Source organism: Acinetobacter sp. ACIN00229 (genome assembly GCF_016106645.1).
Classification (GTDB): domain Bacteria; phylum Pseudomonadota; class Gammaproteobacteria; order Pseudomonadales; family Moraxellaceae; genus Acinetobacter; species Acinetobacter oleivorans.
This window is the reverse complement of record NZ_JADWOM010000018.1, coordinates 65,068-88,823: the sequence shown is the minus strand read 5'-3', so window position 1 is coordinate 88,823 and position 23,756 is coordinate 65,068. Positions and strand designations below refer to the sequence as shown.

The window sequence follows — 23,756 nt, the reverse complement described above, 5'->3', positions numbered from 1 at the left end:
AGCCTTAGCCATGTTTATAGTCCTCGTTTACGTCGAACACAATTCTGAGCAAGACTCAGCATCGACATATCGCCTAAAAAATCAAACACCCAATACTTGAAAAGCAGACTAATAAGCCTGCTTTTTAAATCTTTGTAGAAAATCTACTAAACTGTATCTGGAGCTCTTATCGAGATTTGAACTCGAGACCTCTCCCTTACCAAGGGAGTGCTCTACCACTGAGCTATAAGAGCGATTATCCTTCGATGGAGCGGGAGACGAGGGTCGAACTCGCGACATGCAGCTTGGAAGGCTGCCGCTCTACCAACTGAGCTACTCCCGCACGATGCTGGTATACTTAGCACTTCAATCGAAGTTAATGGTGGTGAGAGAAGGATTCGAACCTTCGAAACTTTCGTAGCGGAGTTACAGTCCGCCCCCTTTGACCGCTCGGGAATCTCACCATATCACACTTATTTCAGTGTTATCCTACACTTAACAACTTCACACTTTAAATGGTGCCGGCACACGGATTCGAACTGTGGACCTACTGATTACAAGTCAGTTGCTCTACCAACTGAGCTATGCCGGCGCTTCTTAGTGTTTCGTACGTTTCGTATCGGAACGGTGTGCAGTTTAGCAAAACTTCCAAACGATGCAAGCAGTTTTTTAAAAAAAACTGCTAAAAACTCATAAAATCAATCCGTTTGATGATAATTCAACCGCTTTGATCACTGCGCGAGCTTTTATTTGGGTTTCATTCCATTCCGATTCAGGATTTGAGTCAGCAACTAAGCCCGCTCCAGCCTGTACATACACTTTTTTATCACGGATTACACACGTACGGATTGCAATCGACATATCCATTTCACCATGCCATCCTAAATATCCCACTGCCCCACCAAAAACACCTCTTTTCACAGGCTCTACTTCGTCAATAATTTCCATTGCACGAATTTTAGGTGCGCCAGACAAAGTACCTGCTGGAAAAGTTGCCTTAAATACGTCTAGTGCATCGATATCATCACGCACCTCACCTTGTACATTTGAAACGATGTGCATGACATGCGAATAGCGTTCAATGACCATTTGATCAGTCACTTTGACCTTACCAATTTTAGAAACTCGCCCAACATCATTTCGACCAAGGTCAATCAACATTAAATGCTCTGCGATTTCTTTTTCATCAGAAAGCAAGTCTTTTTCTAAAGCGATATCTTCTTCTTTAGTTTTTCCACGTGGTCTCGTACCAGCCAATGGGCGAACTGTCGCAATACCATTTTCAAGACGAGAGAGAATTTCAGGTGATGACCCTACAATATGGAATGGTTTTTGATCCGTAATTGTTTGACCTTGTACTAAGAACAAATAAGGCGAAGGATTTAAATGGCGTAAAGCACGGTAAACCTGTAAAGCCTCTCCATCAAAGTCAGAAACCATACGTTGACCAGGAACAACCTGCATAACATCACCCGCACGAATATATTCTTTAACCTTTTCTATGGTCTCTAAGAATTTCGCTTTACCCGTAATCGATTCAAAATGTGGGGGTGTATGTGGCTTAGCTTGCAAACTAACTGGTGTAGCCAACAACTGTTCCAATTGATCTAACTTTTGCTGCGCATCTTCATAAGCATTTGGCTGTACTGTATCGGCATGAACAATTAAAAACAGAGTATCTTTAAGGTTATCAAAGACAATGACCGTTTTTGATAGCATTAACCACAAATCCGGCAATGTGATTGGATCAGCCGCAGGAACATTTTTTAAACGTGGCTCTATGTAGCGAACTGCATCATAGCCTAAATAACCAACCAGCCCGCCATTAAAACTTGGTAAGTCTGGTAAAATCTCAGCTGGTGGAACTGTAAATTGCTTCTGGAATTCACGAATATATTCAAATGGATCTAGACAATCTTCTTGTGTGATCGAACCATCAGCATGCTGTATCGATAAAACGCCAGCATTACATGAAAAAACTGTCGATTCACCCAAACCAATCATGGAGTAACGCGCCCAGTTTTCACCACCCTCAACCGATTCAAATAAATAAGCTTGTTTTTGCTCCTTAAAACGAGCAAAAACAGATAAAGGTGTTTCCGTATCTGCCAAACGTTGACGATAAACTGGAATAGTGTTGTAACCTGATGCTTTAAGCTGTTCGAATTGCGCTAAAGTAGTCATGAATTTTTCTCTAATATGGTTTCGATTTAAAAGTGTGTTTTCTAGTTTCGATTTAGACACGCCATCGAAAAACCATACGCTTATTCATGCTGATCTCCATTTCACTCATTAGATAATTAACTCAGCCAAACTATCAACCACTTGCTGAGGTTTGCAATCATAGATATTTTCTCCATGATTATAGCCATAGCTAACCACAATACAATCAATTCCCGCACGACGCGCAGCCTCAATATCATTGCTTGAATCGCCAATCATTAATGATTGTGACGCAGATATTTTTAGACTTTGCATGCAATGCAATAAAGGCAATGGATGTGGCTTTCTCTCGGACAAACTATCGCCTCCAAGTACAACTTGAAAATAAGAAGAAAGTTCTAATGCATCAAGTAACCCTTGAGCAAGTTGCACAGGCTTATTGGTAACACATGCCATATGTATATTCAAAGTTTTACAATGCTTTAAAAACTCAGTTACACCAGGATAAATTTGAGTATTCACACAAAGTTCAGCACGGTATATGTCAACAAACTTCTGCAAGAGGACTTTATGCTGTTCAGCATCTAATTTTCCAAAAATATGAAGCAGAACACTTTCACAGAGTTTAGACACTCCCTTACCTACCCATGCTCGGATCTGGGCTTCTGTTATTAAAGGCCATTTTAATTCTTGTAAACTTAAATTCATTGATCTATATAAATCAGCAGCAGAATCAACTAGTGTTCCATCTAGATCAAATAAAATTAAATCGCGCTTACTTAATTGTGCAACAGACATCTTCTTCTTCTCAAAATTTAAAAGGCATGCGTTTAGCATGCCTTGATTGTAAAAGCAGCAATGGATTATTTAAAGAATAACCATGCCAATAAAGCTAAAATTACTAAAATAATAATAGTGATTAAACCAACTGAGGCATTCTTCTGTTGCTCTTTTTCTTCAGCAACACGAGAAACAGGCTCCTCAAAGGCAACAGGTGATGGTTGTTTTACATTGACATCCACACCCTCTGGAATAGGTGCAGGCTTTGGTATAGAGATATTCTGTGGCATACCATCACGACGAACTTCTGTTTCTGCAGCACGCTCTGCAAGACTTGGCATTCCTTGATCACTTAAGTCTTGTGTTAGTGCAGCAGTTTGCACTGGTTCTGCTTCGATTTCGGGTAAATCTAATATTTCTTTCGCAGGCGCTAATACAGAAAATTTAAAGCTAGCAAATTGAACAATATCACCATTATGCAGCTGCTTTTCTTGCTCAATACGAATATCGTTTATGAATGTACCATTTGATGAATTAAGGTCTTGCACCCATAGCAATTGATCTTTTAAAAGCAATGCAGCGTGGCGACGTGAAATTTCAGCGGCTTGCAACAATACATCAGCATCTTGATGGCGCCCGACTAACATATCACGATCAACACTAATTTCTTGGCCAGTAATTTCGCCAGTAATTGCTTGTAATTTCCAAGTCATGCGTATGTCCTATTCATTTTTTATCAATCATAACATGCTACTACGGTGCTGTGCTTGGACGCAGTGTCGTTGTTGTTACGGTATTTTTAGTACGATTAACTTCAGGTTCAGGTAACTGTAAGGTTTGCTTTTGCACTGCTGGCTCTACCGCTACAGGTGTAGTTACCGTCGAGGTTTTTCCACCTGAAGGAACCTGTTGATAATTTTTTGGCTGAGAGGCAATACTAGGTGGTGTCATCTTTTGATTGTAGACATCATCAACCTGCTCAGGCAGTTTTGCAAAATTGCCGTTTTTATCCATAGCCAATTGCAAGCTATAAAGCTGGCTATAGCGCTGCTGAGACAAACGGCGCACATCATTTGCATCACCCACAATTGTTGGGTGGATAAAAACAAGAAGGTTACGTTTTACATTACTTCTATTATCTGAGCGGAACAATCGCCCAACATAGGGAATACTACTTAACCCAGGTATACCTTGTCTTGAAAGTGACGTGTCATCCGACACCAAACCACCAAGCACTACTGTCTGTCCATGCTCAGCCAAAACAGCAGTTTTAATGGCACGTTTACTTGTCACCAAGTCAGCTGCTTGTCCACGACTGTCTTGAACAGCAGAGACTTCTTGTTCTACTTCCAGACGAACTGTACCACCTTCACCGATATGTGGAACGACTTTTAATGTCACACCGACATCTTTACGCTCAACCGTGGTATATGGGTTGATACCCGTACTATTCGTAGTGACTGACCCTGTTACAAATGGAACGTTCTGACCGACAACAATATACGCCTCTTCATTATCCATCGTCACAATGGATGGTGTCGAAAGCAAATTTGATTTGGTATTAGTTTTAAGTGCTTGAATCAATGCACCATAAGCCTTACGGGAATTCTCAAAATTACCCAGAGCCAAGGTTGCCCCATTACCTTTATTAGCGCCACCAGCGATAGCTGATGCTGCCCCAGCCGAGCCACCCGATAAATAACCAGCAGCAATAGAAGATAAACTAGCACCTACATTACTAAAGCTAAGTAAACCAATTCCACTAGATAAATCACCCAGTGCCCATTGAATACCAAGTTGATCTGCATCATCTCCTGACACTTCGATAATTGCGGCTTCAATCAGAACTTGCTGACGGCGAACATCAAGCTGCTGAATAGCAGATTCAATTTCGCGCATTAATTGAGGATCTGCCTTAACCACTAATGAGTTTTGGGCATTATCCGCAATAATGCTCACACCATTTTGGCTAAAGCTAGAGATATTGTTCTGATTATTATTGCTCGAATTACCGTTTAAATTAATAGATGGCGTAGAAATTGAGCTACCATTTGAACCAGAGGTATTTGAACTAGAATTCTGGTTATTACCCATCAAATTATTGATCGGATTCGATGAATTAGAAGAACTATTATTACTATTTGACGAAGAAACTGCTTGTCCTGTTACGAGGCCTTGCAAAATCTCAGATAAATTTTTTGCACTTGCATATTTCAATCGAAAAACTTTTAAACCACCTAAACGGTCGGCCGAAGGCACATCCAGCATTTCAATCATGTGGCGAATACGCTTACGCGTTTCAGGATCACCCTTAACTAAAATACGATTGGTTCGGTTGTCTGCAATAATACGGATACGGGCACCGTTAAAATCTTTCGATGCTCCCGTAGCACTCATTGCCTCCAGTTGAGTAATGATTTCTTCAGCTTGGCTCGATTGGAGACTTATTGCCTCAATATCATTTTGCCCCGTACCGTCGAGGTTACGAATGATATTTTCAAGTTGATAGATATTTGCAGCTCGATCCGAAACAATTAGCGCATTAGTCCCTGCTATCGCAGCCATATGTGCAAATTGTGGCATTAAAGGACGAAGTGCTGGAATTAAATCATTTGGATTCGTGTTTTCAAGCCAAATAACTCGAGTGACGATTTGATCACCACGTAGTCTATTTCTAGAATCGTAAGGGATTCCCGAATTCTTAACATTACTATCTGGCACAAGTTTGATGGTGTTCCCTGAAGGAATTGCCACCACCCCATTTACATTTAAAACCCCAAGAAATAGATCATAAACTTCATCTTTATTAAGTGGTTTATTCGATATTACTGTGACATTGCCACGCACTCGCGGATCTACTGCAAAGTTTTTCCCCGTAATGTCTGCAACTTCATTAATAAATGCAGTTAAGTCAGCATCACGTAAATTGATCTTCCATGTCTGGGCATAGACGCTGCTGCTCACTGTCGCAATCAATGGGGTTGCTGCAAGTAATGCCCAAAGTGGACGTTGATGATTCAATAAAGCCATAACTTGCGATAATTCCTAACTCTTATGGTGACGTGTTATCACTAAAAATTTTGTTGTATGGTCATCACTTGATCACCACGTTTTATTTCTAATTTCACTTGCCCAGCTCGACGAGCTTGTTCAAGTAACTGCACATCCGTTTGCCCTTGCCCAACCGTTTGACCGTTTAAGGAAACAATCCGGTCACCCGGCCTTAAACCTAACTTATTTCTAAGCGCGGTGGGTGTACGTTCTGTAACTTCAAAACCTTCGCTTGAGTTCCCGCTTACACCCATATCACGTAGATATTGTTCACGGTTCCCCTGCATTTGCTGAATAGCCTGTCCTAACGCCTCTTGAGTCGTATTAACAGGTGCCGATGACTGAGGCGCAGTAGCAGTTGGTTGTGAGGCATCTGGCGTCATAGGTTGATATAAACCATTTGGCAAACCTTTAAACTGAAGTTCACGCGTACTTCCATTACCTTGACGCAATATCACGTGATCCCAATAAACTTCTGCCAACTGATAAGAGGTAGAACCTATTGTTTCTCCCACCCGATACCGGTCAGCAGTATTATCAAGCTTAATCACAGCCGAAGAAAAACGGTTGGGATAACCCAGCATCACACCTTGTAATTCTAGGTTGACATTTTCCTGAGCTGCATTGGCTGAAGGTTCATTAAAAAGCGAAAAAGTACTAATGTTAGGAATCTGCGGTTGCTGTGATCCTAACTCTACCCGATCAAACTGCATCATTTGAGGAGGTGCAATCACCCACCAAAATAATGAAGCCAATTTCCAGCACAGCCATAGAATTAAAACGGCAAATACAACCACACTTAACCGATCTAATTTTTGCCATTGTAGATGCTGTAATTTCTCAATCCACACTTTCATTAGTTACCCCCTTGTATTAAGGGCTGACGAGAACTAATGACAAATGTATCTAAACCAGCTTTCCCATCATAAGATGGAATATTCAGTAATAATCTTTGCGTAAGCTGCACATCAAGCATCATGTTGGCATCTAATAAAAGATTCGCCATTTTTTGACTGCGTTGATCACGTATATCAACTTGTAATTGACCGTTTTGATCCGTTAGTTGTCCATTTAAAGAGGGCATATTCATCCGGTCTTGACGGTCACCAATATTATAAATTAAAGCACCGCCACCCCAATGCAATTGACCATCAACTGCGGCGAAACCCTGCTCTTTTTTATAATTAAAATTAATATCTTTTAACTGGATACTATTCACGGGCCATTGCCAGTTCACAATTTGTTTTAATGTTTCAGGCGCAACCTGACCATTCATAGCTTTTACAATTACTTTTTTACCCACGCCATAGCCCATTACCCCAGATAATTGGGTATTTCCACTATGGATATCTACATCAGCAGCGAACCGTAATAAAAACAGGTCAAGAGGTCTAGTTTTCCAATGAATCGAGCCTCTCAAAGTACCACGCCGCCAATCTGCTTGGCCTTGCCAGATATTTCCACTTACATTGTGTAGAGTTTGATTATTCTTTGAAAATTTAGAAATTAGCCACGTCGCCGGAATCTGTAAAATAATAAAAATTAAAAATGCAATGAGTGCAAATAACCACCACTTCCATTGCTTAGACTTTTTCTTCATTCAGCCTTACCAACATGCAAATTATCGTCCTTATTTTGAGAGTAGCTCCCTAGTCTGACATTATGCATACTTTTTCAACATCGCCAATTCACTTCATATAAAAAAACCAAGCAATCGGGCTTGGCTTCGGTATTCAGACTATAAGATGAACGTATGACAAAATCATGAAAACCTACTGCTAAAAGAACTAAATGCAAATTTGATCTCAACAATCTATTTAAAGATGAATTTAAACACCCAATTTCTTAAATAATTTTCAAAACACACTTTAGATATTTTTATGCATAAAAAAGCCAGGCAAATCTGCCTGGCTTTTTAAATCGGCAATACAATTAGATTAAGAAATCTTCAAGTTTTGCGCCTTTTTCAATTTCAGCAACTAACCAGCGTGGTTGTTTACCACGGCCAGTCCAAGTCTCTTCAGAATTGTTTTTGTTGCGGTAACGTGGCTCAACAGATTTACGTGTTGTTTTCTTACGTTTTTGAGCACCAAACTCAAGAAGTTGTTCAACACTAAAACCTACATTTTCAGCGATCTCGATAATTTGATTATAAGCATCTTCGATTGCTTGATCTTTTTTACTTGCAATTAAAGCTTCCGCTTCTTCTTGTAAGCGTTTTAACTCTTCAACAGATAATTCACTGATATCCGGTTTCATTAATAAATACTCCAGTCTTACAGACAATTCAAAATAATACAGACAAAATTTAAAAACATAAAATCAAGACCAATATTATTTATAATCTATTCAATAAGCAATAGTTTGAAAGCCGTGTTCATCAGAATAACTAAAAAAATTACCTTTTAATTACATTATCAATTATAAATGAAATATATTTTATTAATATTTATTTAAGATAAATGTATTAAGTCATGCCCAACAGATTTTTCTAGCTCAATAATTTTTTGTTTTATTTCCTGAGGTATTTCACATTTTCGTTCTGTTAATTTATCTACGCAGACCATAACTGCTTCGCCAGTAGCCACGATTTGTTGCTGTGTTTCGCTCCATAATATATAAGCCATACGGAATGCACTATTACGGAGCTCTTCCACGCGAACACCGACTTTCAATATATCTGGATAAAAAACTGGCTTTAAATATTTACACTGACTTGAGGCTACAACGGTATATAATTGTGGCGTTAATATATTTATAGCTTCCATATATAAAATACGCGAGCTTTCAATATATCGATAATATTGTACATTATTGACATGACCGAAAGCGTCCATATCTCCCCACGCTACTTTCTGTTCATATATTATCGGGTAGACAGACAGTTCTTTCATTTTTGCCTCATATTTTAAATTTTAAAAAATTCGCATCATTTTCAAAGATTAGGTTTAACTGTTTGATTAACACTTCATCTTCATTAAGCGTAGACTTAATACGTAAATAGCTCATTAAAATATTATCTGGATATAATGATAATAATGTTTCAGCCTCCGCTTGACGTCCAGTTGCCATATAGACATGCCATTTTGCAAAGGTTAAAACAGGCAAATTCATATATTGATTTTCAAACTCGATAATTTTTTCTTCGACATCTGCATAGTCTGGAACCTGTTTAAGCAGTTGCTGTTGAAACCACAGATAAAACACTTCCGGATCGAACTGTTCTTTTAATAAGTGTAGTGTTAAGGCTGCGTGCTGCATGCTCATATCAGGCATACGCGCCAATAGTTTGAGCCATAACAACTTACTGCTATAAGGTCGAGTTTGAATTTCAGACTCTAAATCCAGATAACGTTGTTGCAAAGCATGCAGATCATCAACAGAAGCTTCATCAAACTGCTGAAGAAGTTGCTGTAACCATAAATCACGGTGCTCAGCATCTAGCAAACCATACTTCATGGACCGTAAATACACCCATGGGTGTTGCAGCGCCAATTGCCCCCATAACGCTGTTAATCGTTGCTGGTAGGCTGTTTCTATTTCCTCAAGCCAAGGCGATAACTGATGCTGGTATAAAAACTCAAGATGAGTTAATGCACGTTCAGCTTCGTTTTGGGCTAAAAAGATTTCGATTCGCTCTAACTCTGCCAGTTCAAATGCCATGGGCGGTGATTGATCTAAAGCAGCCAATGCTTTTGGATAGTCTCCACTTAAAACCAGAAATTTGGCATCAATAATATTTTTTAAAAGCGCTGACTGAGTAAAAACACGTTCAATAAATACACGTTGATCTTCGGCGGCCTCTAATAACCAGACAATACCTAATTGTTCATAGGGATGAAGGTTTTTAAACTGGAAGATGTTTTCACTTTTCCTCTGCTCGCGAGAGGAATAACGTTTAACCCAAAGCCATATAAGTTGAGCAATAAAACTCATGGCAACAAAAGCAAGGGTTAAGCCCCAGACATTTGTTTGCAACTGCAATTGTCGCCAGTAAATGTAGACATACCCCATTCCATAGCCATAACTCAATAAAGCTAAAGCGGCAAAGAGTATTAAACTAATTACGAAATAAACCGACAGGAGGTGTTTCATATCTCCTCCTTATGAGCCAATTAGACCAAGTGTAGATAATTTAGGAACAGGCACTATCGATAAATGTGCCACTTTAGCAATACGTTTTTTTAACTGTTGACTCGTTGCATCAGGCATTTCATCTAGTTTTTGCATCACAGATTGCAACTCGTTTTGGTACTCTGTCATTTTGCCTTGATTGAGTGCCTGTTCAGCAATTAATAGTCTTAATTGCACTTCTTTGAGCACCACACTTCGATTCATTAAATTAATAGACGGCGTTTCTACTTTTTCTATGCGGAACCATTTTTTCCACCAAGATACAGACTCGGATTGATCCATCTCAAGCTTAGGCTGAGCTAAAGCGTGCTGAATATTTTTATCAATCGTCTGTAATAAATCATCAATCAATTGATGGCGCTGATTTTGAGCCAAAGTGAATTGTTGAACTGCTTGCTTATCCTGCTCAAGCGATTGGTTCAAGCTATGTTGCAATGCTGGAGCAATTTCATAGTGCATGAGAGAGAGCTGCAACTGATTTAATTGATCAACTGCATAAATCAATTGCTGCTGATCAATTGCAAATTGAATTAAATCTAACTTTTGTTTAATTAAAACTGTAGGAGCAATACCTGTCGGTGGAGCATCTGGATGAGCCACTGAACTTAGTTTATCGCCTGTATTTACAGGTTGATTCTGTAATTGTCGCTGTAAAGCAACCAATTGATCATTTAGATTGGCATAGTGCTGTTCTGATTGAAGCAGACTTTGCTTAAGCTCGGGAACAGTACGAGAAATTTGCCACATATCGTAACTGAGCTTAGCCAACCAAGCCATGCCCAGTAAAATGATGATAGAAACAAGTTTTCTCATACGAATCCTTATAATGCCTGAATGTGATGAATCATCCCCGAAGGCGATAAATTTTCAAGTTGAATAATGTGAAAATAAGCCTGTTGTTGATCACGATATTCTTTAACAATTTGAAAAAGACGTGGTCCTAAAACCAAATATACACAATCAGGTTGTACATTATTTTTTGAACAAAGCTCTAACCAATATTTCCAGCTGGCCTCACTGGTAATTAAGACAAGCCATTTTTCTAAATTATAATTTGAATTCTGTGTCAGATGTTTGAATGTAGAATATGAGGTTTCTGGGCATTGCCGATGATATAAAACGAAATTTAAAATCTGAATGCCTTGCTGCTGCAAAGTTTCCATCATAAATTGACGTCCACCCTCTCCTCGCCAGAAAGCGACACTACCGGCCTGCTTCAGATTATGAAGAATCGGCAGATTTAACATTCCCTCAGAAGTTTCCACATCTGGAATATGTGCGTCAACGCCATATTCATGAAGGCGATTAGCAGTAGCCTGCCCGACCGCAATCCACTGAATATGTTTTAAGTCATCTAGCTTTAAACCACTTTGTATTAAGTACTGCATACCCACATCAACAGCAGTTGGGCTGACCACAACAATAGCTTGTGCTTTAACTAATTGTTGGTAAAGCTGAAGTAAGTGTTCGGAAAAGGGTTTAGCAACGAGTTCTAAAAGAGGTAAAGACTCAACCTGATAACCTTCATTTTGCAAAGCATCTGTTAATTCAGCTGCACGAGAATCAGGTCGAGTATTAATAAACAACATGGTTTAGTAAAGAGCCTTTAATAGCTCACCCGCACCTTGGTCAAGTAAGTTTCGAGCAAGGTTTTCACCCAGTTGATGAGCATTGCTCGCTTCATCTGTCAGTTCAGCACGTAATAATGTTTGCCCATCAGGACTTCCGACACGACCTTCAATATGGATTTGTCCATTTTGTAGTGTGGCATAACCTGCAATCGGAACCTGACAACCACCTTCCAGATAAGCATTAAAAGCACGCTCAGCACGTACGCAAACATCTGTTTCTTCGTGCAATAGTGGTTGAATTAAAGCTAATACATCTTGGTCAGCTGCACGGCATTCCAAGCCCAACGCACCTTGACCCACCGCAGGCAAACTAATGTCTGGTGTTAAACAATGACGAATGCGTTCTGACAAACCTAAACGCTTCAAACCAGCGCTAGCTAAAATAATAGCGTCATATTGACCGTCATCTAGTTTTGCTAAACGTGTGCCAACATTTCCACGCAAGTCAATAATTTGCAAATCAGGACGCTGTTTTAAAATTTGGGATTTACGGCGTAAACTTGATGTGCCTACTTTTGCACCTTGAGGTAGGTCGGCAAATTTTTCAAATTGATTTGAAACGAAAGCATCTAATGGATCTTCACGTTCACAAATTACTGCCAAGCTTAGACCTTCTGGCAAAGCCATCGGGACATCTTTCATTGAATGTACAGCTAAATCTGCACGCCCATCTAAAAGTGCTGCTTCTAACTCTTTAACAAACAGCCCTTTCCCACCAATTTTTGCTAAAGGCGTATCTAAGATTTTATCGCCCTGAGTGACAAATTTAACCAACTCCACCGTTAAATCTGGGTGAAGCTCCTGTAATCGGGCACGAATATATTCTGCCTGCCAAAGAGCAAGTGGGCTTTGTCGTGTAGCAATTTTCAAGGTTTTCATAAATTCAAGCATGGGCTGGTCAAACAATACACCCTAAACTTAACTTGATCCCTTAAAATTGCAAGTAAAATCTCGCACGCCCAAGATAACTCTTTTTAACTTTAGAGCTGATGGATCCGCTCTCTAAGCATAGATAAATGTCGACGACTCACAGAAAGTCGCTCATCTAAGCCACGTAAACGAACCTGATATTGCCCAGAGCTAACGAGCTCCAGTCCATCTAAATATGCAACTGCAACCAATGCATTTCGATGAATACGAATAAATTGATCTGCAAATTCGGTTTCAAGCTCTTTTAAAGTTTCATCAATTAATACACTGCCATTTTGATGACGCACAGTGACATATTTTTGATCAGCTAAAAAATAATAGATATTTTCAACTGGAATTAGCTCAACCCCACGATAGGTCTTTGCAGCAATTTGATGTCGTTGTGTTTTTAGATCATGTAAAAAATCATGTTGTGGTAAAGCATTGAGCTGTGCTTGAGTAAGCTGAGTCAATTGACTAAAAACTTGTTCAAGTTCTTGAGGATCAATAGGTTTAAGAAGATAAGCTTGAGCTTGAGACTTAAATGCTTCCAACGCATGTTGGTCATAGGCCGTACAGAATACAATCGCAGGTCGAGGATTTAGCTGGCTTAGCTGTTCCGCACAGACAAGACCATTCATACCTGGCATTTGAATATCAAGTAAAATTACATCCGGTTGATGAAGCCGCGCCTGTTCCAAGGCTTCTTGTCCATGATGAGCCGTTGATACAACTTCATGTCCCATCTTTGAAACTAAACGTGATAATCGCTCCACTGCAAGTGGTTCGTCATCACAAATCAGCACCTTCATTCATCCTCCTTGTCACCGTTAACTTGATCCATTTTTTTATGGTTAACTCTGACTAACTTATTATTTTGTTTGATATTGATAGCTCATAATGGTGGTATATAAGGTTTCACCTTTATAAACCTGAAATCTTACGGAACTCCCATAATATGCTTTCAGGCGCTGCTTAACATTTTCAAGCGCGATTCCATGCCCTTTCCTTGAATTTATTGTATCGTCTGTATATGGGTTGGTAATGACTATACTGACCTGATTTTGCAATATTTCAACCAATACCCCTATGGTTGCCTTACCCATCATTGGTTCTACCCCATGAAAAATACTATTCTCTAACAAAGGTTGTAATGTCAATAAAGGAATGGTGATCTGTTTGAGTTGCACAGGTGAAAGCTCGACTTTCCAATCTACTTTTAAACGCTCCCCCAAACGGACCTGTTCAATCATTAAATATTGTTTACTTAGCTCGATTTCTTCATGCAGACTCACCAATTTCAATTCTTGGAAGCTGGCACGAAATAAACGTGACAGACTAATGAGCATGCTTTCTGCTTTATCTGGATCTATCGCAATTAAACTGACTACATTATTTAAACTATTAAATAAAAAATGAGGATGAATTCGCGCTTGCATGGCCTGAATACGGGCATTTAATTCTGCATATTGCTGATGTAACCATTGTTCTCTGACATATAAATAACGTAGGCAGAAAGCCCCGAGTAATATTCCATAGCTTAGATATAAAGGTACATTGGTAAAATAAATACTCCAGCCCTGCGTTAAAGAAGCATGTTTATTTAAAAGACCAAACTGAAAAAAATTACTCATTAAGGTGGTTAAAACAACAATACCTTGCAACATGACAAAGCCAATAGCCAAGGCAAATTCTTGACGTAAAGTGCTAAAAAAACCTTGAAAGCGCTCAACCAATGCAAAAAACGACAATATTACCCAGTTAATAAAAATGATGTATTGAAAAAGCCTTCCCCCGCTCAAGGCTTGCCAAGACTGTGCTTCAGCCAATGCTAAGACCAGAGCCAAAACATTACTTGCGATAATTAATTCGAATAAGTGTTGCCAACGCCCGTTTTTCGTAAAAAAATAGGAGGAATTTTGATTTCGGTATGCTGTAGGAAACAACTTTGTTTGTTGAGCTTCGGCAAGTGATATACTCTTTTTTATTTTACTGAGCCACCATGACCACATCTTCAAATCCCCCTAATTCAGTAACCCCAGACCAAACCTCAGGTATGTGGGGTGGTCGTTTTTCTGAAGCGACGGACGCTTTTGTAGCCGAATTTACCGCCTCTGTTCAGTTTGACCAACGTTTTTATAAACAAGACATCGCTGGTTCGATTGCGCATGCTACCATGCTTGCGAAAGTTGGCGTACTGACAGAAGCAGAACGAGACGACATTATTGAAGGTTTAAGCACCATTCGCGCAGAAATTGAAGCTGGAAACTTTGAATGGCGTATCGATCTTGAAGATGTTCACATGAACATTGAATCACGTTTGACTCAACGTATTGGCATTACAGGTAAAAAATTACACACAGGCCGTAGCCGTAACGATCAGGTTGCAACTGATATTCGTCTTTACCTACGCGACGAAATTGATGATATTTTAAAATTATTAGAACGTTTACAAAAAGGCTTGTTAGGCTTGGCTGCCAAAAATGTAAATACCATTATGCCGGGCTTTACACACCTACAAACTGCTCAGCCTGTGACTTTTGGTCATCACTTGTTAGCATGGTTTGAAATGTTGGTACGTGACACTGAACGTCTCCAAGACTGCCGTAAACGTGTTAACCGTATGCCGCTTGGATCTGCTGCTCTTGCGGGTACAACTTATCCAATTGACCGCGCATATACAGCAGAGCTTTTAGGGTTTGAAGCTGTATCTGAAAACTCTCTTGATGCTGTATCTGACCGTGACTTTGCCATCGAATTTAATGCAGCTGCTGCACTTATCATGATGCATTTATCACGTATGTCTGAAGAACTGATTCTTTGGACTTCTGCACAGTTCAAATTTGTGAACATTCCTGACCGCTTCTGTACTGGTTCTTCAATTATGCCGCAGAAGAAAAATCCGGATGTTCCAGAGCTAATCCGTGGTAAATCTGGCCGTGTATTTGGTGACTTAATTAGCTTACTTACGCTCATGAAAGGTCAACCATTGGCATACAACAAAGACAACCAAGAAGACAAAGAACCTTTATTTGATGCAATCGATACGGTTCGTGGTTCACTCATGGCTTTCGCAGATATGATTCCTGCATTGGTTCCAAATATTGAAATCATGCGTGAAGCTGCACTTCGTGGATTCTCGACTGCAACCGATCTTGCTGACTACCTAGTGAAAAAAGGCGTTGCTTTCCGTGATGCTCATGAAATTGTAGGTAAAGCTGTTGCTTTAGGTGTTGCTGAAGAAAAAGATTTATCTGAACTCACACTTGAGCAATTACAGCAATTCTCTGACTTAATTACAGCAGATGTATTTGATAAAGCCTTAACACTAGAAGCTTCTGTAAATGCACGTGATCATATTGGCGGAACTTCACCAAAACAGGTTGAAGCTGCGATTGCTCGTGCCCATACACGTTTAGAACAGTTATACGCTTAAGGATAAACCATGAGTCGACAAGTTTTTTGCCGCAAATATCAAAAGGAAATGGAAGGTTTAGACTTCGCTCCTTTCCCAGGTGCTAAAGGCCAAGATTTTTTTGAAAATGTTTCTAAGCAAGCATGGCAAGAATGGTTAAAACACCAAACTACGCTGATTAATGAAAAACGCTTAAACGTGTTTGAACCAGATGCGAAGAAGTTCCTTGAAGAACAACGTGAGAAGTTCTTTAACAATGATGAAAGCGTAGAAAAAGCTGAAGGCTGGAAACCAGAATAATCGGTTTATTTTAGCTTCTTCATCATTAAAAAGGCGGGTCCTATACACATAGACCCGCCTTTTTTTTACGTGAAACTTACACAAGCATAAAAAGCCTTACATAGAGCGAACAGGACTCTACATGACATCAAAAAGTAAAGAACTTAATATCAATTCATAGCAAGAAGAACACGATCCCTGTCGTGTTTATGCACTTGATTTTCTGTCCTGAACTTCCCCCCAAAGTTCGGGACATTTTTTTATCTATTATTTTAAAAATAAAAAAGCCTTGTTTTAAACAAGGCCTTTAAATATTTCAGCTCAAAATTACTTTTCGTGGACTTTAGCTTCAATTTCTTCAATTTTGGTATGACGAGCATCAAAGCCTTTTGCCATATAAATGACTTGCTCAGCAATGTTACGTGCATGATCACCAATACGCTCTAAAGAACGTAGAACCCACATGACATTAATAACACGGGCAATGTGGCGTGGATCTTCAATCATATAGGTCATTAATGTGCGGGTTGCTGACTGATATTCACGATCAATGTCAGCATCGGCTAAAAGTACACGTAAAGCTTGATCTGCATCTAAACGTGCAAAAGCATCAAGTGCATCATGAATCATGACACGAACTTGGTTACCAATATGACGTGTTTCCATGTAGCCACGAGGCGAACCACCCTCTTCACAAAGGTTCTGTGCAATACGGGCAATTTTTGCTGCTTCGTCACCAATACGCTCAAGGTCTGTATTGGCTTTACTCATGGCAATAACCATACGCAAGTCAATCGCTGCTGGATGACGACGCGCCAAAATTAGCGTCAAGCCTTCATCAATATCACGTTCATATTGATTGACTGCATTATCTTTAAATTGAACATCAATCGCTAAATTTGCGTCTGTATCAAGCAAAGAATGAATTGCATTTGCGACCTGTTGTTCGACCAAGCCACCCATGGTCATAAACTTTGTGTTTACATCTTGCAAATCTTCATTAAATTGAGAAGAAATATGATGGGTTAACACCGGATTACTTGGACTCAAGGGAAGCCTCCAACATGATGGCGCAGGAATAAAATGATTGAGCATTAAAACACAGCAATCATTAAGTTTTTATGACAAAATTAAATTTCAGATAAAAGCAATTTATTACTGATAAGTTAACCAGCTATTAAGCTCAACCAGATCTTTTTCACCGAGCTGGCCTACCGCAGCTTTTAAACGAAGCACATTCAATAAATAGTCATATTGAGCATTAAAATAATCCTGTTTTGCAGAAAAAGCATTACGCTGCGCCAATAAAACATCAACCATACTTTTCAAGCCTTCGTTATAACTCGCTTTTGAAGCTTGAGAAACTAAAGAAGAGGAATCCATTGCAGCCTTTCTTGCTTCAAGTTTGGCTTGATCTGTATCTACCTGCATAAACGCACTTTTCACATCGACATTGGCACGGCGAATGGCTGCATCAAGTTGTGCCTGCGCTTTACTGGCTTCTACAGTGGCTTTTTTAATTGATGTTCGGGTCCGTCCACCATTAAATAAATTCCAGTTCATTTCTACACCGACCTGATCAAATTTTCCGTCAGTCGAAATGAGTGTCTCTGGTGTTTGTTTGGTATAGCCATAGCTCGCCACAGCATCTATTTGAGGATAAAGCGCGGCCTTTTCGACACGGCGCTGGTCTTCACTATATTTTTGCTGTAAACGGGCTTGCTGGATCTTTAAGTTTTTTTGCTGTGCCAAAGAAAGCCAGTCATTAAGCTCTGCTGGATAAGGCTTTTGAAAATTAAAATCACTTCGCAGTACAGCGAGTTTATCTTGATAAGAACCAATATATTCAGACAGCTGTTCTTGGGCTAAAAGTAATTGAACATTGGTTGAAATACGATTGGCTCTGGCATTTTGATATTGAGCATGGGCTTCACTCACATCACTACGCGCCACCAAACCTTCTTTGAGTTTGGCATTCATCATATTAAGCTGCTCAAGCAAAGCTTTTTCTTCTTGTAGGTATGCAACACTCAATGCCTGCTGACGCAACACATTAAAATAGGCTTCTGCTACATTTAAAACATGGTCTTGTTTTTGCAGCCTTAAGGTAATTTCACTTAAGGCAACCGAAGTTTTAACTTGTTTATAACCTTCCCAAGCATCCATTCGAAACAATGGCTGACGTGCTGTTAAGGTCGCTTGCCGAGTCGTTGAGGTATTACTCACCAAAGCATCAGAAAGTCCTTCTTGGTCAACACCTGGAAAGTTTGAACGCTTTACAGTTTGTCGATTACGAGTAATGTTTCCAGACAGTGTAACGGTAGGTAATAACGCTCCCGTTGCCAAGCCTAAATTAAGTTGATCTGCTTCAAATTGTTGTTGATTGGCTTGCCATGTCGGATCATTTTGTTTTGCGCGCTCATAAGTCTCAACCAAATCTAGAGCAAAACTCGAAGATGCAAAACTCCAAAGGCCAACAGCGACCATTAATTTTATTTTCATTGTTCAAATCAACGATAAAACTTGCCTTTTAGACTAAGAAAAATTCGAATCAAACTCAAGCCATTAAAAGTTTTAGTTTTTTTAAGCGTTCTCAGTTTTTGACAATATTAAAATACAAATAAAAATCAAAAGCATGCCTATCCAACCCAACCATGAAACATGCTCACCCACCAACACAATGGCAAAAATCGCAGCAACTAAAGGTTCAAATAAAGTTAAGGTGGTCGCTTTGCTGGCATTTACTGTTTTTAGACCAAATCCAAAAAGTAAATAACCCAAAAACATAGGAATTAGCATCATATAACCAGCCACAAGTAGATTGGTTGAGCTTTGTAGTAACCCACCACCTGTAACCAACAAAGTAGGAAGCAAAATAACTGCCCCACCACCCATAATCATGCCCATTGCAGCTTTAGAGGCAACACCCCGATCTATTAATCTTTTTGCAGCCCATGAATAAAGCGAATAAGTTGTAGCTGCGACAAGACCAAGAAAAATACCGAAGTATTTATTCCATTGATTTGTACCGTCTAGAACTGCATGACTTTCACCCATCGACAACATTGTTACGCCAAGCACACCGCAAATAAAACTTAGAAACCAGATGGCAGACAAAGCTTTGCGATCAAAGAATCGCTCTAAAATGGCTGCAATCAGTGGAGCCGAACCAATTGAAACCACGGTGCCAATCGTAATGCCTGCATAATGCATTGAGGAATAAAAAGCCAAAGGATAAATACCAACCGCCGCTACACCTAAAAGCAGTATTAAAAGATTTTCTCTTATAAATTGTCGGTTTTCACGTATCGCTCGTGATGCAACCAAAGCTTGTAAAAGACCTCCTCCACCCATCGCTACGGCGCCAATAGCAAGTGGACCAAGTGTCGGAGCAAATGCGGCCGCAGTACCTGTTGTTCCCCACAAAACAGAGGCAACTAAAATCGCAATTGTGCCTCCATAACTACTATTTTTAATGAGGCTAATCATGTGGGCATTCTCTATTTAAAATATCTTCTGCCATTTGTTTTGCTAATAGAAGTTGACGACTGTTGCCTTCTAAGCCTGCTCGTGCCATAGAACCTTCTAAAAGAAAAGAAAGTTGCGTAGCCACATAGCTAATCCGCTGTGAGTCTGATATCAATTTTTTTAAATGTTCAGCAACAATAGCCTCGACTTCTTCTTTATGCTGTCTTACCGAACTTCGCCCTGCACTATTTGCAGGAAACTCAGCCGCAGCATTCAATAACCCGCAACCTCGAAAGCCTTTTTCATAGGCAAATTCCGCATGGTCTTGATAGGCATCAAATACGGCCAAAATGGCTTCTTTAGCTGTTTTTATTTTTTCTAAACGCTTTTGATAGAGATCGAGCCACTCTTGATGGCGCGCAGCAATGTAGGCATCGACCAGCTCACCTTTTGAAGAAAAATTATTATAAAGCGACATTTTAGCAACATCTGCTTTAGCCGTAACCGAGTTAATTCCAGTTGCAGTAATGCCATCGTTATAAAACAAAGTTGAAGCGGCATCGAGAATTTTCTGTCTTGCTGTTTTATCATTCATAGCTTTAATTTAAGTAGACCGACCTACCCAATAATAAAGATTTCTAACAATGATGCAATCTTTTTCCGAGTTATAATTTGAGCAATATTCACTTTGATAAAAATACAATGATGAAAAAAGTTCTAATGATGAGTATGTGCAGCGCACTACTTTTAGCTGGATGTAATAAAACATCACAGCAAGATCAGACTGTATCTAAAGATCAAAAATCAACTGAGCAAAAGGCCACACAAAAACAAGACAGTAGCTGCTTACAAATTATGGTAACTATGCACACAATTAATCAAAACAGCAAAATAGAAGACTTAAATCAAATTAATGAAAAGCTTAAAACCTGTGTTCCGTCTTTAAAAAATGATGAACAGCTTAAGCTGATTGATGCATCAACAGCCATGTATCAGCGTTTTATTAAACAAGACTACACTGAAAAAACAGGTAGAGCGTTTGAAGCTTTTGGCTATGCTGTTTTAGAACATAAACAACAAGACCTTAAAAAGGTCATTCAAAGTCAGAAAAAGCTCTTCAGCCAACTGAGCCCACGTGATCAATATTTACTTCAACATGAAGGTCAAGCCTATATTGAACTACTCTATCAAGGCGAAGGCATGTTTACCTATCGACGTCAGCCAAACTATTTAGTTGATGTTTTTTCTAAAGCCTTACCTGCTGACCAAAAAGAGTTTTTAACTCGTATGGCGAAAGACAATCAAAATATTTTCTATAACGATGGTGCGTTGGCTATTTCATGGAAAGAGCTGACTGAACGTGCATTATTTTGGGAAAAGTTTATTCAAAAGTATCCAAAAAGCCATTTTATTAGTGATGCAAAGCTACTCTTTAACGAATATCGCTATTTTATTTTCTTTGGTCTCGATAATACGCCAGTGTCAGATGAATATGCTCCGAACACATGGTTTGATAAAGATGCGCTTCAACAAATTCAATTTCTTTCTACACAGAATCAGTCGAGTTTAGCGAAACCTGCTCAACTATTTCTTAAGTTTATTGCCACGCCTGTAGAGGAGCGTAATAAGCAATTTAAAATAGATTTAAGTGATAAGAATGGTGATAAAAAATCAAATTATCAGATGACCCATGAACAACTTGAACAGCTATTAAAATTAGACTCCCCATGGAACACTGAAGTGTATCGTGACTGCCATATGGATGCGGTTTGTATAGATACAAATTGACAATGCCACCCAACCTAAAACATGTTAGTCTGTAAATCGCTTGACGGAGCGCGAGTAATAACTCGCTGAGATTGTGTAAATTTCGTGTTATCGCAACACAAATTTGAACATGAGTACCGTTGAACCTGATCAGGTTAAGACCTGCGTAGGAATCAAGCCATCTGAAAACTTAAGCCTTAAATTTATCTAGCAAAGATAAATCCGCCATCGTTTTTGGTCGTGCTTGATTCGTTGATGTTATTCATAAGGATCATGTAATGAACCAGTTAACGAATCTCTCTTCTGCTGAAATTTCAGCACAACATGAACAAGATGCAAAAGATTTAACCCGCATCTTACCCGCTTCTAAAAAAGTTTATATTGAAGGCTCTCGTCCTGATATTCAGGTTCCAATGCGAGAAATTTCTTTAACAGATACTCCAACTGGTCTGGGCGGTGAACATAATCCCCCTGTTATGGTCTATGACACTTCAGGTGTTTATACAGATCCAAATGTTCAAATTGATTTAGACAAAGGTTTACCTTCAGTTCGCCAAAACTGGATTGAAGAACGTAACGATACTGACGTACTTTCTGGTTTAACTTCAACTTTTGGTCAAGAACGTTTAAAAGACATTCGTACCGCTGACATTCGTTTTGCTCACATTCAAAACCCACGCCGCGCTAAAGCTGGCCAAAATGTCACTCAAATGCACTATGCCAAGCAAGGTATTATCACACCTGAAATGGAATATATTGCAATTCGTGAGAATCAACGCCAGCGTGAAGGTGTTGATATGCGTCAACATGCTGGACAAAATTTTGGTGCAAAAAACTTAAAAGAAATTACACCTGAATTTGTTCGTCAAGAAGTTGCTAAAGGTCGTGCGATCATTCCTGCCAACATTAACCACCCAGAACTTGAGCCAATGATTATTGGCCGTAATTTCTTGGTTAAAATTAATGCCAACATTGGTAACTCAGCACTGGGTTCTTCAATTGACGAAGAAGTTGCCAAAATGACGTGGGCAACGCGTTGGGGTGCCGACACCATTATGGATTTGTCGACAGGTAAAAACATTCATGAAACACGTGAATGGATTATTCGTAATTCACCTGTTCCAATCGGTACCGTACCTATTTATCAAGCGCTTGAAAAAGTTGATGGTGTTGCAGAAGATCTAACATGGGAAATCTTCAAAGACACACTGATTGAACAAGCTGAGCAAGGCGTTGACTACTTCACGATTCACGCAGGTGTATTGCTTCGTTATGTGCCACTTACAGCAAACCGTTTAACAGGTATTGTGTCTCGTGGTGGTTCAATCATGGCGCAGTGGTGTCTAGCGCATCATGAAGAAAACTTCTTATACACTCATTTCGATGAAATCTGTGAAATCATGAAAGCTTATGACGTTTCATTTAGCTTAGGTGATGGCTTACGTCCGGGTTGTATTCAAGATGCGAATGACGAAGCACAGTTCAGCGAACTTAAAACCCTAGGTGAACTTACACACCGTGCATGGGAACATGATGTTCAAGTCATGATTGAAGGCCCTGGTCATGTACCAATGCACATGATCAAAGAAAACATGGACCTTCAGCTAGAAGTATGTAAAGAAGCACCATTCTATACGCTTGGGCCTTTAACGACTGATATCGCTCCGGGTTATGACCACATTACTTCTGCAATTGGCGCAGCCATGATTGGTTGGTACGGCACAGCGATGCTTTGTTATGTGACACCAAAAGAGCATTTGGGTTTACCAAACAAAAAAGATGTTAAAGACGGAATTATTACCTACAAGCTTGCGGCACATGCTGCTGATCTTGCTAAAGGACATCCGGGTGCTCAAGTTCGCGATAATGCCTTGTCAAAAGCTCGTTTTGAATTCCGTTGGGATGATCAGTTCAACTTAAGTCTAGACCCTGACACAGCGCGTAGCATGCATGATGAAACCTTACCCAAAGAGGCTCATAAGTCTGCTCACTTCTGTTCAATGTGTGGACCAAAATTCTGTTCGATGAAAATCACCCAGAATGTTCGTGACTATGCCAACAACCTCACTAATAGCAATTCAGAGGTTGAAGAAGGCCTCAAAGCAATGAAAGAGGTTTATCAAGAGCAAGGTCAAAAACTGTATCATAAAGTGTAAATATTCAAAAAAAACACTTGCCTA

Annotated in this window: 22 protein-coding genes, 4 tRNA genes and 1 riboswitch; of the genes, 4 read left to right on the top strand and 22 right to left on the bottom strand. The window is 39.5% G+C overall.

Annotation, left to right across the window (positions count from 1 at the left end; genetic code table 11):
* Positions 1-158: 158 nt before the first annotated feature.
* The 18 genes from I7H67_RS16095 to I7H67_RS16010 all read right to left on the bottom strand — a co-directional run bounded on the left by I7H67_RS16095 (position 159) and on the right by I7H67_RS16010 (position 14,659).
* Positions 159-233 (bottom strand) — tRNA-Thr (locus I7H67_RS16095).
* 13 nt (positions 234-246) lie between these two features.
* A tRNA-Gly gene (locus tag I7H67_RS16090) sits at positions 247-322 on the bottom strand.
* A gap of 37 nt (positions 323-359) precedes the next feature.
* Positions 360-443, bottom strand: a tRNA-Tyr gene (locus tag I7H67_RS16085).
* A 52-nt stretch (positions 444-495) separates the two neighbouring features.
* Positions 496-571: transfer RNA gene (locus I7H67_RS16080), tRNA-Thr, on the bottom strand.
* 98 nt (positions 572-669) lie between these two features.
* Positions 670-2,163, bottom strand: a complete 1,494-nt coding sequence (gene trpE, locus I7H67_RS16075; protein WP_198308300.1) for an anthranilate synthase component I — start codon at positions 2,161-2,163, stop codon at positions 670-672.
* A gap of 108 nt (positions 2,164-2,271) precedes the next feature.
* Complete coding sequence (locus tag I7H67_RS16070) at positions 2,272-2,940, bottom strand: phosphoglycolate phosphatase (RefSeq protein WP_013199107.1); 669 nt, start codon at positions 2,938-2,940, stop codon at positions 2,272-2,274.
* Positions 2,941-3,005: 65 nt separating this feature from the next.
* Positions 3,006-3,635, bottom strand: a complete 630-nt coding sequence (locus tag I7H67_RS16065) for an FHA domain-containing protein (RefSeq protein ID WP_198308299.1) — start codon at positions 3,633-3,635, stop codon at positions 3,006-3,008.
* A gap of 40 nt (positions 3,636-3,675) precedes the next feature.
* On the bottom strand, positions 3,676-5,952 hold the full coding sequence (gspD, locus tag I7H67_RS16060; RefSeq protein WP_198308298.1) for a type II secretion system secretin GspD: 2,277 nt from the start codon (positions 5,950-5,952) through the stop codon (positions 3,676-3,678).
* 41 nt (positions 5,953-5,993) lie between these two features.
* Entirely contained in the window at positions 5,994-6,830 is an 837-nt protein-coding gene (locus I7H67_RS16055; protein ID WP_005301713.1) for a type II secretion system protein N, read from the bottom strand.
* Positions 6,830-7,573, bottom strand: a complete 744-nt coding sequence (gene gspN, locus I7H67_RS16050; protein WP_005301710.1) for a type II secretion system protein N — start codon at positions 7,571-7,573, stop codon at positions 6,830-6,832. Before gspN ends, I7H67_RS16055 begins: the two co-directional genes overlap by 1 nt.
* 332 nt (positions 7,574-7,905) lie before the next feature.
* A complete protein-coding gene (locus I7H67_RS16045; RefSeq protein ID WP_002053185.1) occupies positions 7,906-8,232 on the bottom strand; it encodes an H-NS family nucleoid-associated regulatory protein in 327 nt (108 codons plus the stop codon).
* Between the two features lie 194 nt (positions 8,233-8,426).
* The gene (locus I7H67_RS16040) at positions 8,427-8,867 is read right to left on the bottom strand and encodes an acyl-CoA thioesterase (RefSeq protein ID WP_198308297.1); all 441 of its coding nucleotides are present in this window, start codon (positions 8,865-8,867) and stop codon (positions 8,427-8,429) included.
* A 7-nt stretch (positions 8,868-8,874) separates the two neighbouring features.
* Positions 8,875-10,068 (bottom strand): hypothetical protein, encoded by a 1,194-nt coding sequence (locus I7H67_RS16035; RefSeq protein WP_005301703.1) that lies wholly within the window; start codon positions 10,066-10,068, stop codon positions 8,875-8,877.
* A 9-nt stretch (positions 10,069-10,077) separates the two neighbouring features.
* Positions 10,078-10,920, bottom strand: a complete 843-nt coding sequence (locus tag I7H67_RS16030) for a hypothetical protein (RefSeq protein ID WP_198308296.1) — start codon at positions 10,918-10,920, stop codon at positions 10,078-10,080.
* Between the two features lie 8 nt (positions 10,921-10,928).
* A complete protein-coding gene (locus I7H67_RS16025) occupies positions 10,929-11,696 on the bottom strand; it encodes a uroporphyrinogen-III synthase (protein ID WP_151989370.1) in 768 nt (255 codons plus the stop codon).
* Between the two features lie 3 nt (positions 11,697-11,699).
* Positions 11,700-12,617: a hydroxymethylbilane synthase gene (gene hemC / locus I7H67_RS16020; protein ID WP_198308295.1), complete on the bottom strand. Its 918-nt coding sequence runs from the start codon at positions 12,615-12,617 to the stop codon at positions 11,700-11,702.
* A gap of 101 nt (positions 12,618-12,718) precedes the next feature.
* Positions 12,719-13,459, bottom strand: coding sequence for a LytR/AlgR family response regulator transcription factor (locus tag I7H67_RS16015; RefSeq protein WP_013199115.1), 741 nt, complete (start codon positions 13,457-13,459; stop codon positions 12,719-12,721).
* A 60-nt stretch (positions 13,460-13,519) separates the two neighbouring features.
* The gene (locus I7H67_RS16010; RefSeq protein WP_013199116.1) at positions 13,520-14,659 is read right to left on the bottom strand and encodes a sensor histidine kinase; all 1,140 of its coding nucleotides are present in this window, start codon (positions 14,657-14,659) and stop codon (positions 13,520-13,522) included.
* On the opposite strand from I7H67_RS16010, the gene argH reads away from it, so the two are divergent.
* Positions 14,650-16,083, top strand: coding sequence for an argininosuccinate lyase (gene argH / locus I7H67_RS16005; protein ID WP_198308294.1), 1,434 nt, complete (start codon positions 14,650-14,652; stop codon positions 16,081-16,083). The genes I7H67_RS16010 and argH overlap by 10 nt on opposite strands.
* Positions 16,084-16,092: 9 nt before the next feature.
* Positions 16,093-16,362 carry an oxidative damage protection protein gene (locus I7H67_RS16000; RefSeq protein ID WP_004795121.1) on the top strand — a complete coding sequence of 90 codons (270 nt, stop codon included), beginning with the start codon at positions 16,093-16,095 and terminating at the stop codon, positions 16,360-16,362.
* Between the two features lie 306 nt (positions 16,363-16,668).
* On the opposite strand, the gene phoU is transcribed toward I7H67_RS16000, so the two are convergent.
* The 4 genes from phoU to I7H67_RS15980 form a co-directional block, all read right to left on the bottom strand.
* Complete coding sequence (gene phoU / locus I7H67_RS15995; protein WP_013199117.1) at positions 16,669-17,391, bottom strand: phosphate signaling complex protein PhoU; 723 nt, start codon at positions 17,389-17,391, stop codon at positions 16,669-16,671.
* Positions 17,392-17,496: 105 nt separating this feature from the next.
* Positions 17,497-18,828 (bottom strand): TolC family outer membrane protein, encoded by a 1,332-nt coding sequence (locus I7H67_RS15990; protein WP_198308293.1) that lies wholly within the window; start codon positions 18,826-18,828, stop codon positions 17,497-17,499.
* 96 nt (positions 18,829-18,924) lie between these two features.
* Positions 18,925-19,830: a DMT family transporter gene (locus I7H67_RS15985; RefSeq protein ID WP_005301679.1), complete on the bottom strand. Its 906-nt coding sequence runs from the start codon at positions 19,828-19,830 to the stop codon at positions 18,925-18,927.
* Complete coding sequence (locus I7H67_RS15980; RefSeq protein ID WP_151767120.1) at positions 19,823-20,404, bottom strand: TetR/AcrR family transcriptional regulator; 582 nt, start codon at positions 20,402-20,404, stop codon at positions 19,823-19,825. Before I7H67_RS15980 ends, I7H67_RS15985 begins: the two co-directional genes overlap by 8 nt.
* 107 nt (positions 20,405-20,511) lie before the next feature.
* Here I7H67_RS15980 and I7H67_RS15975 point away from each other — a divergent pair, with 107 nt between their 5' ends.
* Together I7H67_RS15975 and thiC are read left to right on the top strand one after the other, a co-directional pair.
* The gene (locus I7H67_RS15975) at positions 20,512-21,597 is read left to right on the top strand and encodes a hypothetical protein (RefSeq protein ID WP_198308292.1); all 1,086 of its coding nucleotides are present in this window, start codon (positions 20,512-20,514) and stop codon (positions 21,595-21,597) included.
* Between the two features lie 34 nt (positions 21,598-21,631).
* A riboswitch (TPP riboswitch) is annotated at positions 21,632-21,766 on the top strand.
* 88 nt (positions 21,767-21,854) lie between these two features.
* Complete coding sequence (thiC, locus tag I7H67_RS15970) at positions 21,855-23,732, top strand: phosphomethylpyrimidine synthase ThiC (RefSeq protein WP_198308291.1); 1,878 nt, start codon at positions 21,855-21,857, stop codon at positions 23,730-23,732.
* Positions 23,733-23,756 lie beyond the last annotated feature (24 nt).

Coding starts and splice junctions, on each gene's coding strand:
- I7H67_RS16070 (WP_013199107.1), bottom strand. CDS start 2,940: ATGTCTGTTGCACAATTAAGTAAGCGCGATTTAATTTTATTTGATCTA.
- I7H67_RS15985 (WP_005301679.1), bottom strand. CDS start 19,830: ATGATTAGCCTCATTAAAAATAGTAGTTATGGAGGCACAATTGCGATT.
- I7H67_RS15975 (WP_198308292.1), top strand. CDS start 20,512: ATGATGAAAAAAGTTCTAATGATGAGTATGTGCAGCGCACTACTTTTA.
- I7H67_RS16065 (WP_198308299.1), bottom strand. CDS start 3,635: ATGACTTGGAAATTACAAGCAATTACTGGCGAAATTACTGGCCAAGAA.
- gspN (WP_005301710.1), bottom strand. CDS start 7,573: ATGAAGAAAAAGTCTAAGCAATGGAAGTGGTGGTTATTTGCACTCATT.
- I7H67_RS16040 (WP_198308297.1), bottom strand. CDS start 8,867: ATGAAAGAACTGTCTGTCTACCCGATAATATATGAACAGAAAGTAGCG.
- I7H67_RS15990 (WP_198308293.1), bottom strand. CDS start 18,828: ATGGTCGCTGTTGGCCTTTGGAGTTTTGCATCTTCGAGTTTTGCTCTA.
- I7H67_RS16045 (WP_002053185.1), bottom strand. CDS start 8,232: ATGAAACCGGATATCAGTGAATTATCTGTTGAAGAGTTAAAACGCTTA.
- thiC (WP_198308291.1), top strand. CDS start 21,855: ATGAACCAGTTAACGAATCTCTCTTCTGCTGAAATTTCAGCACAACAT.
- I7H67_RS16025 (WP_151989370.1), bottom strand. CDS start 11,696: ATGTTGTTTATTAATACTCGACCTGATTCTCGTGCAGCTGAATTAACA.
- argH (WP_198308294.1), top strand. CDS start 14,650: ATGACCACATCTTCAAATCCCCCTAATTCAGTAACCCCAGACCAAACC.
- hemC (WP_198308295.1), bottom strand. CDS start 12,617: ATGAAAACCTTGAAAATTGCTACACGACAAAGCCCACTTGCTCTTTGG.
- I7H67_RS15980 (WP_151767120.1), bottom strand. CDS start 20,404: ATGAATGATAAAACAGCAAGACAGAAAATTCTCGATGCCGCTTCAACT.
- I7H67_RS16000 (WP_004795121.1), top strand. CDS start 16,093: ATGAGTCGACAAGTTTTTTGCCGCAAATATCAAAAGGAAATGGAAGGT.
- trpE (WP_198308300.1), bottom strand. CDS start 2,163: ATGACTACTTTAGCGCAATTCGAACAGCTTAAAGCATCAGGTTACAAC.
- I7H67_RS16035 (WP_005301703.1), bottom strand. CDS start 10,068: ATGAAACACCTCCTGTCGGTTTATTTCGTAATTAGTTTAATACTCTTT.
- I7H67_RS16015 (WP_013199115.1), bottom strand. CDS start 13,459: ATGAAGGTGCTGATTTGTGATGACGAACCACTTGCAGTGGAGCGATTA.
- gspD (WP_198308298.1), bottom strand. CDS start 5,952: ATGGCTTTATTGAATCATCAACGTCCACTTTGGGCATTACTTGCAGCA.
- I7H67_RS16030 (WP_198308296.1), bottom strand. CDS start 10,920: ATGAGAAAACTTGTTTCTATCATCATTTTACTGGGCATGGCTTGGTTG.
- I7H67_RS16055 (WP_005301713.1), bottom strand. CDS start 6,830: ATGAAAGTGTGGATTGAGAAATTACAGCATCTACAATGGCAAAAATTA.
- I7H67_RS16010 (WP_013199116.1), bottom strand. CDS start 14,659: ATGTGGTCATGGTGGCTCAGTAAAATAAAAAAGAGTATATCACTTGCC.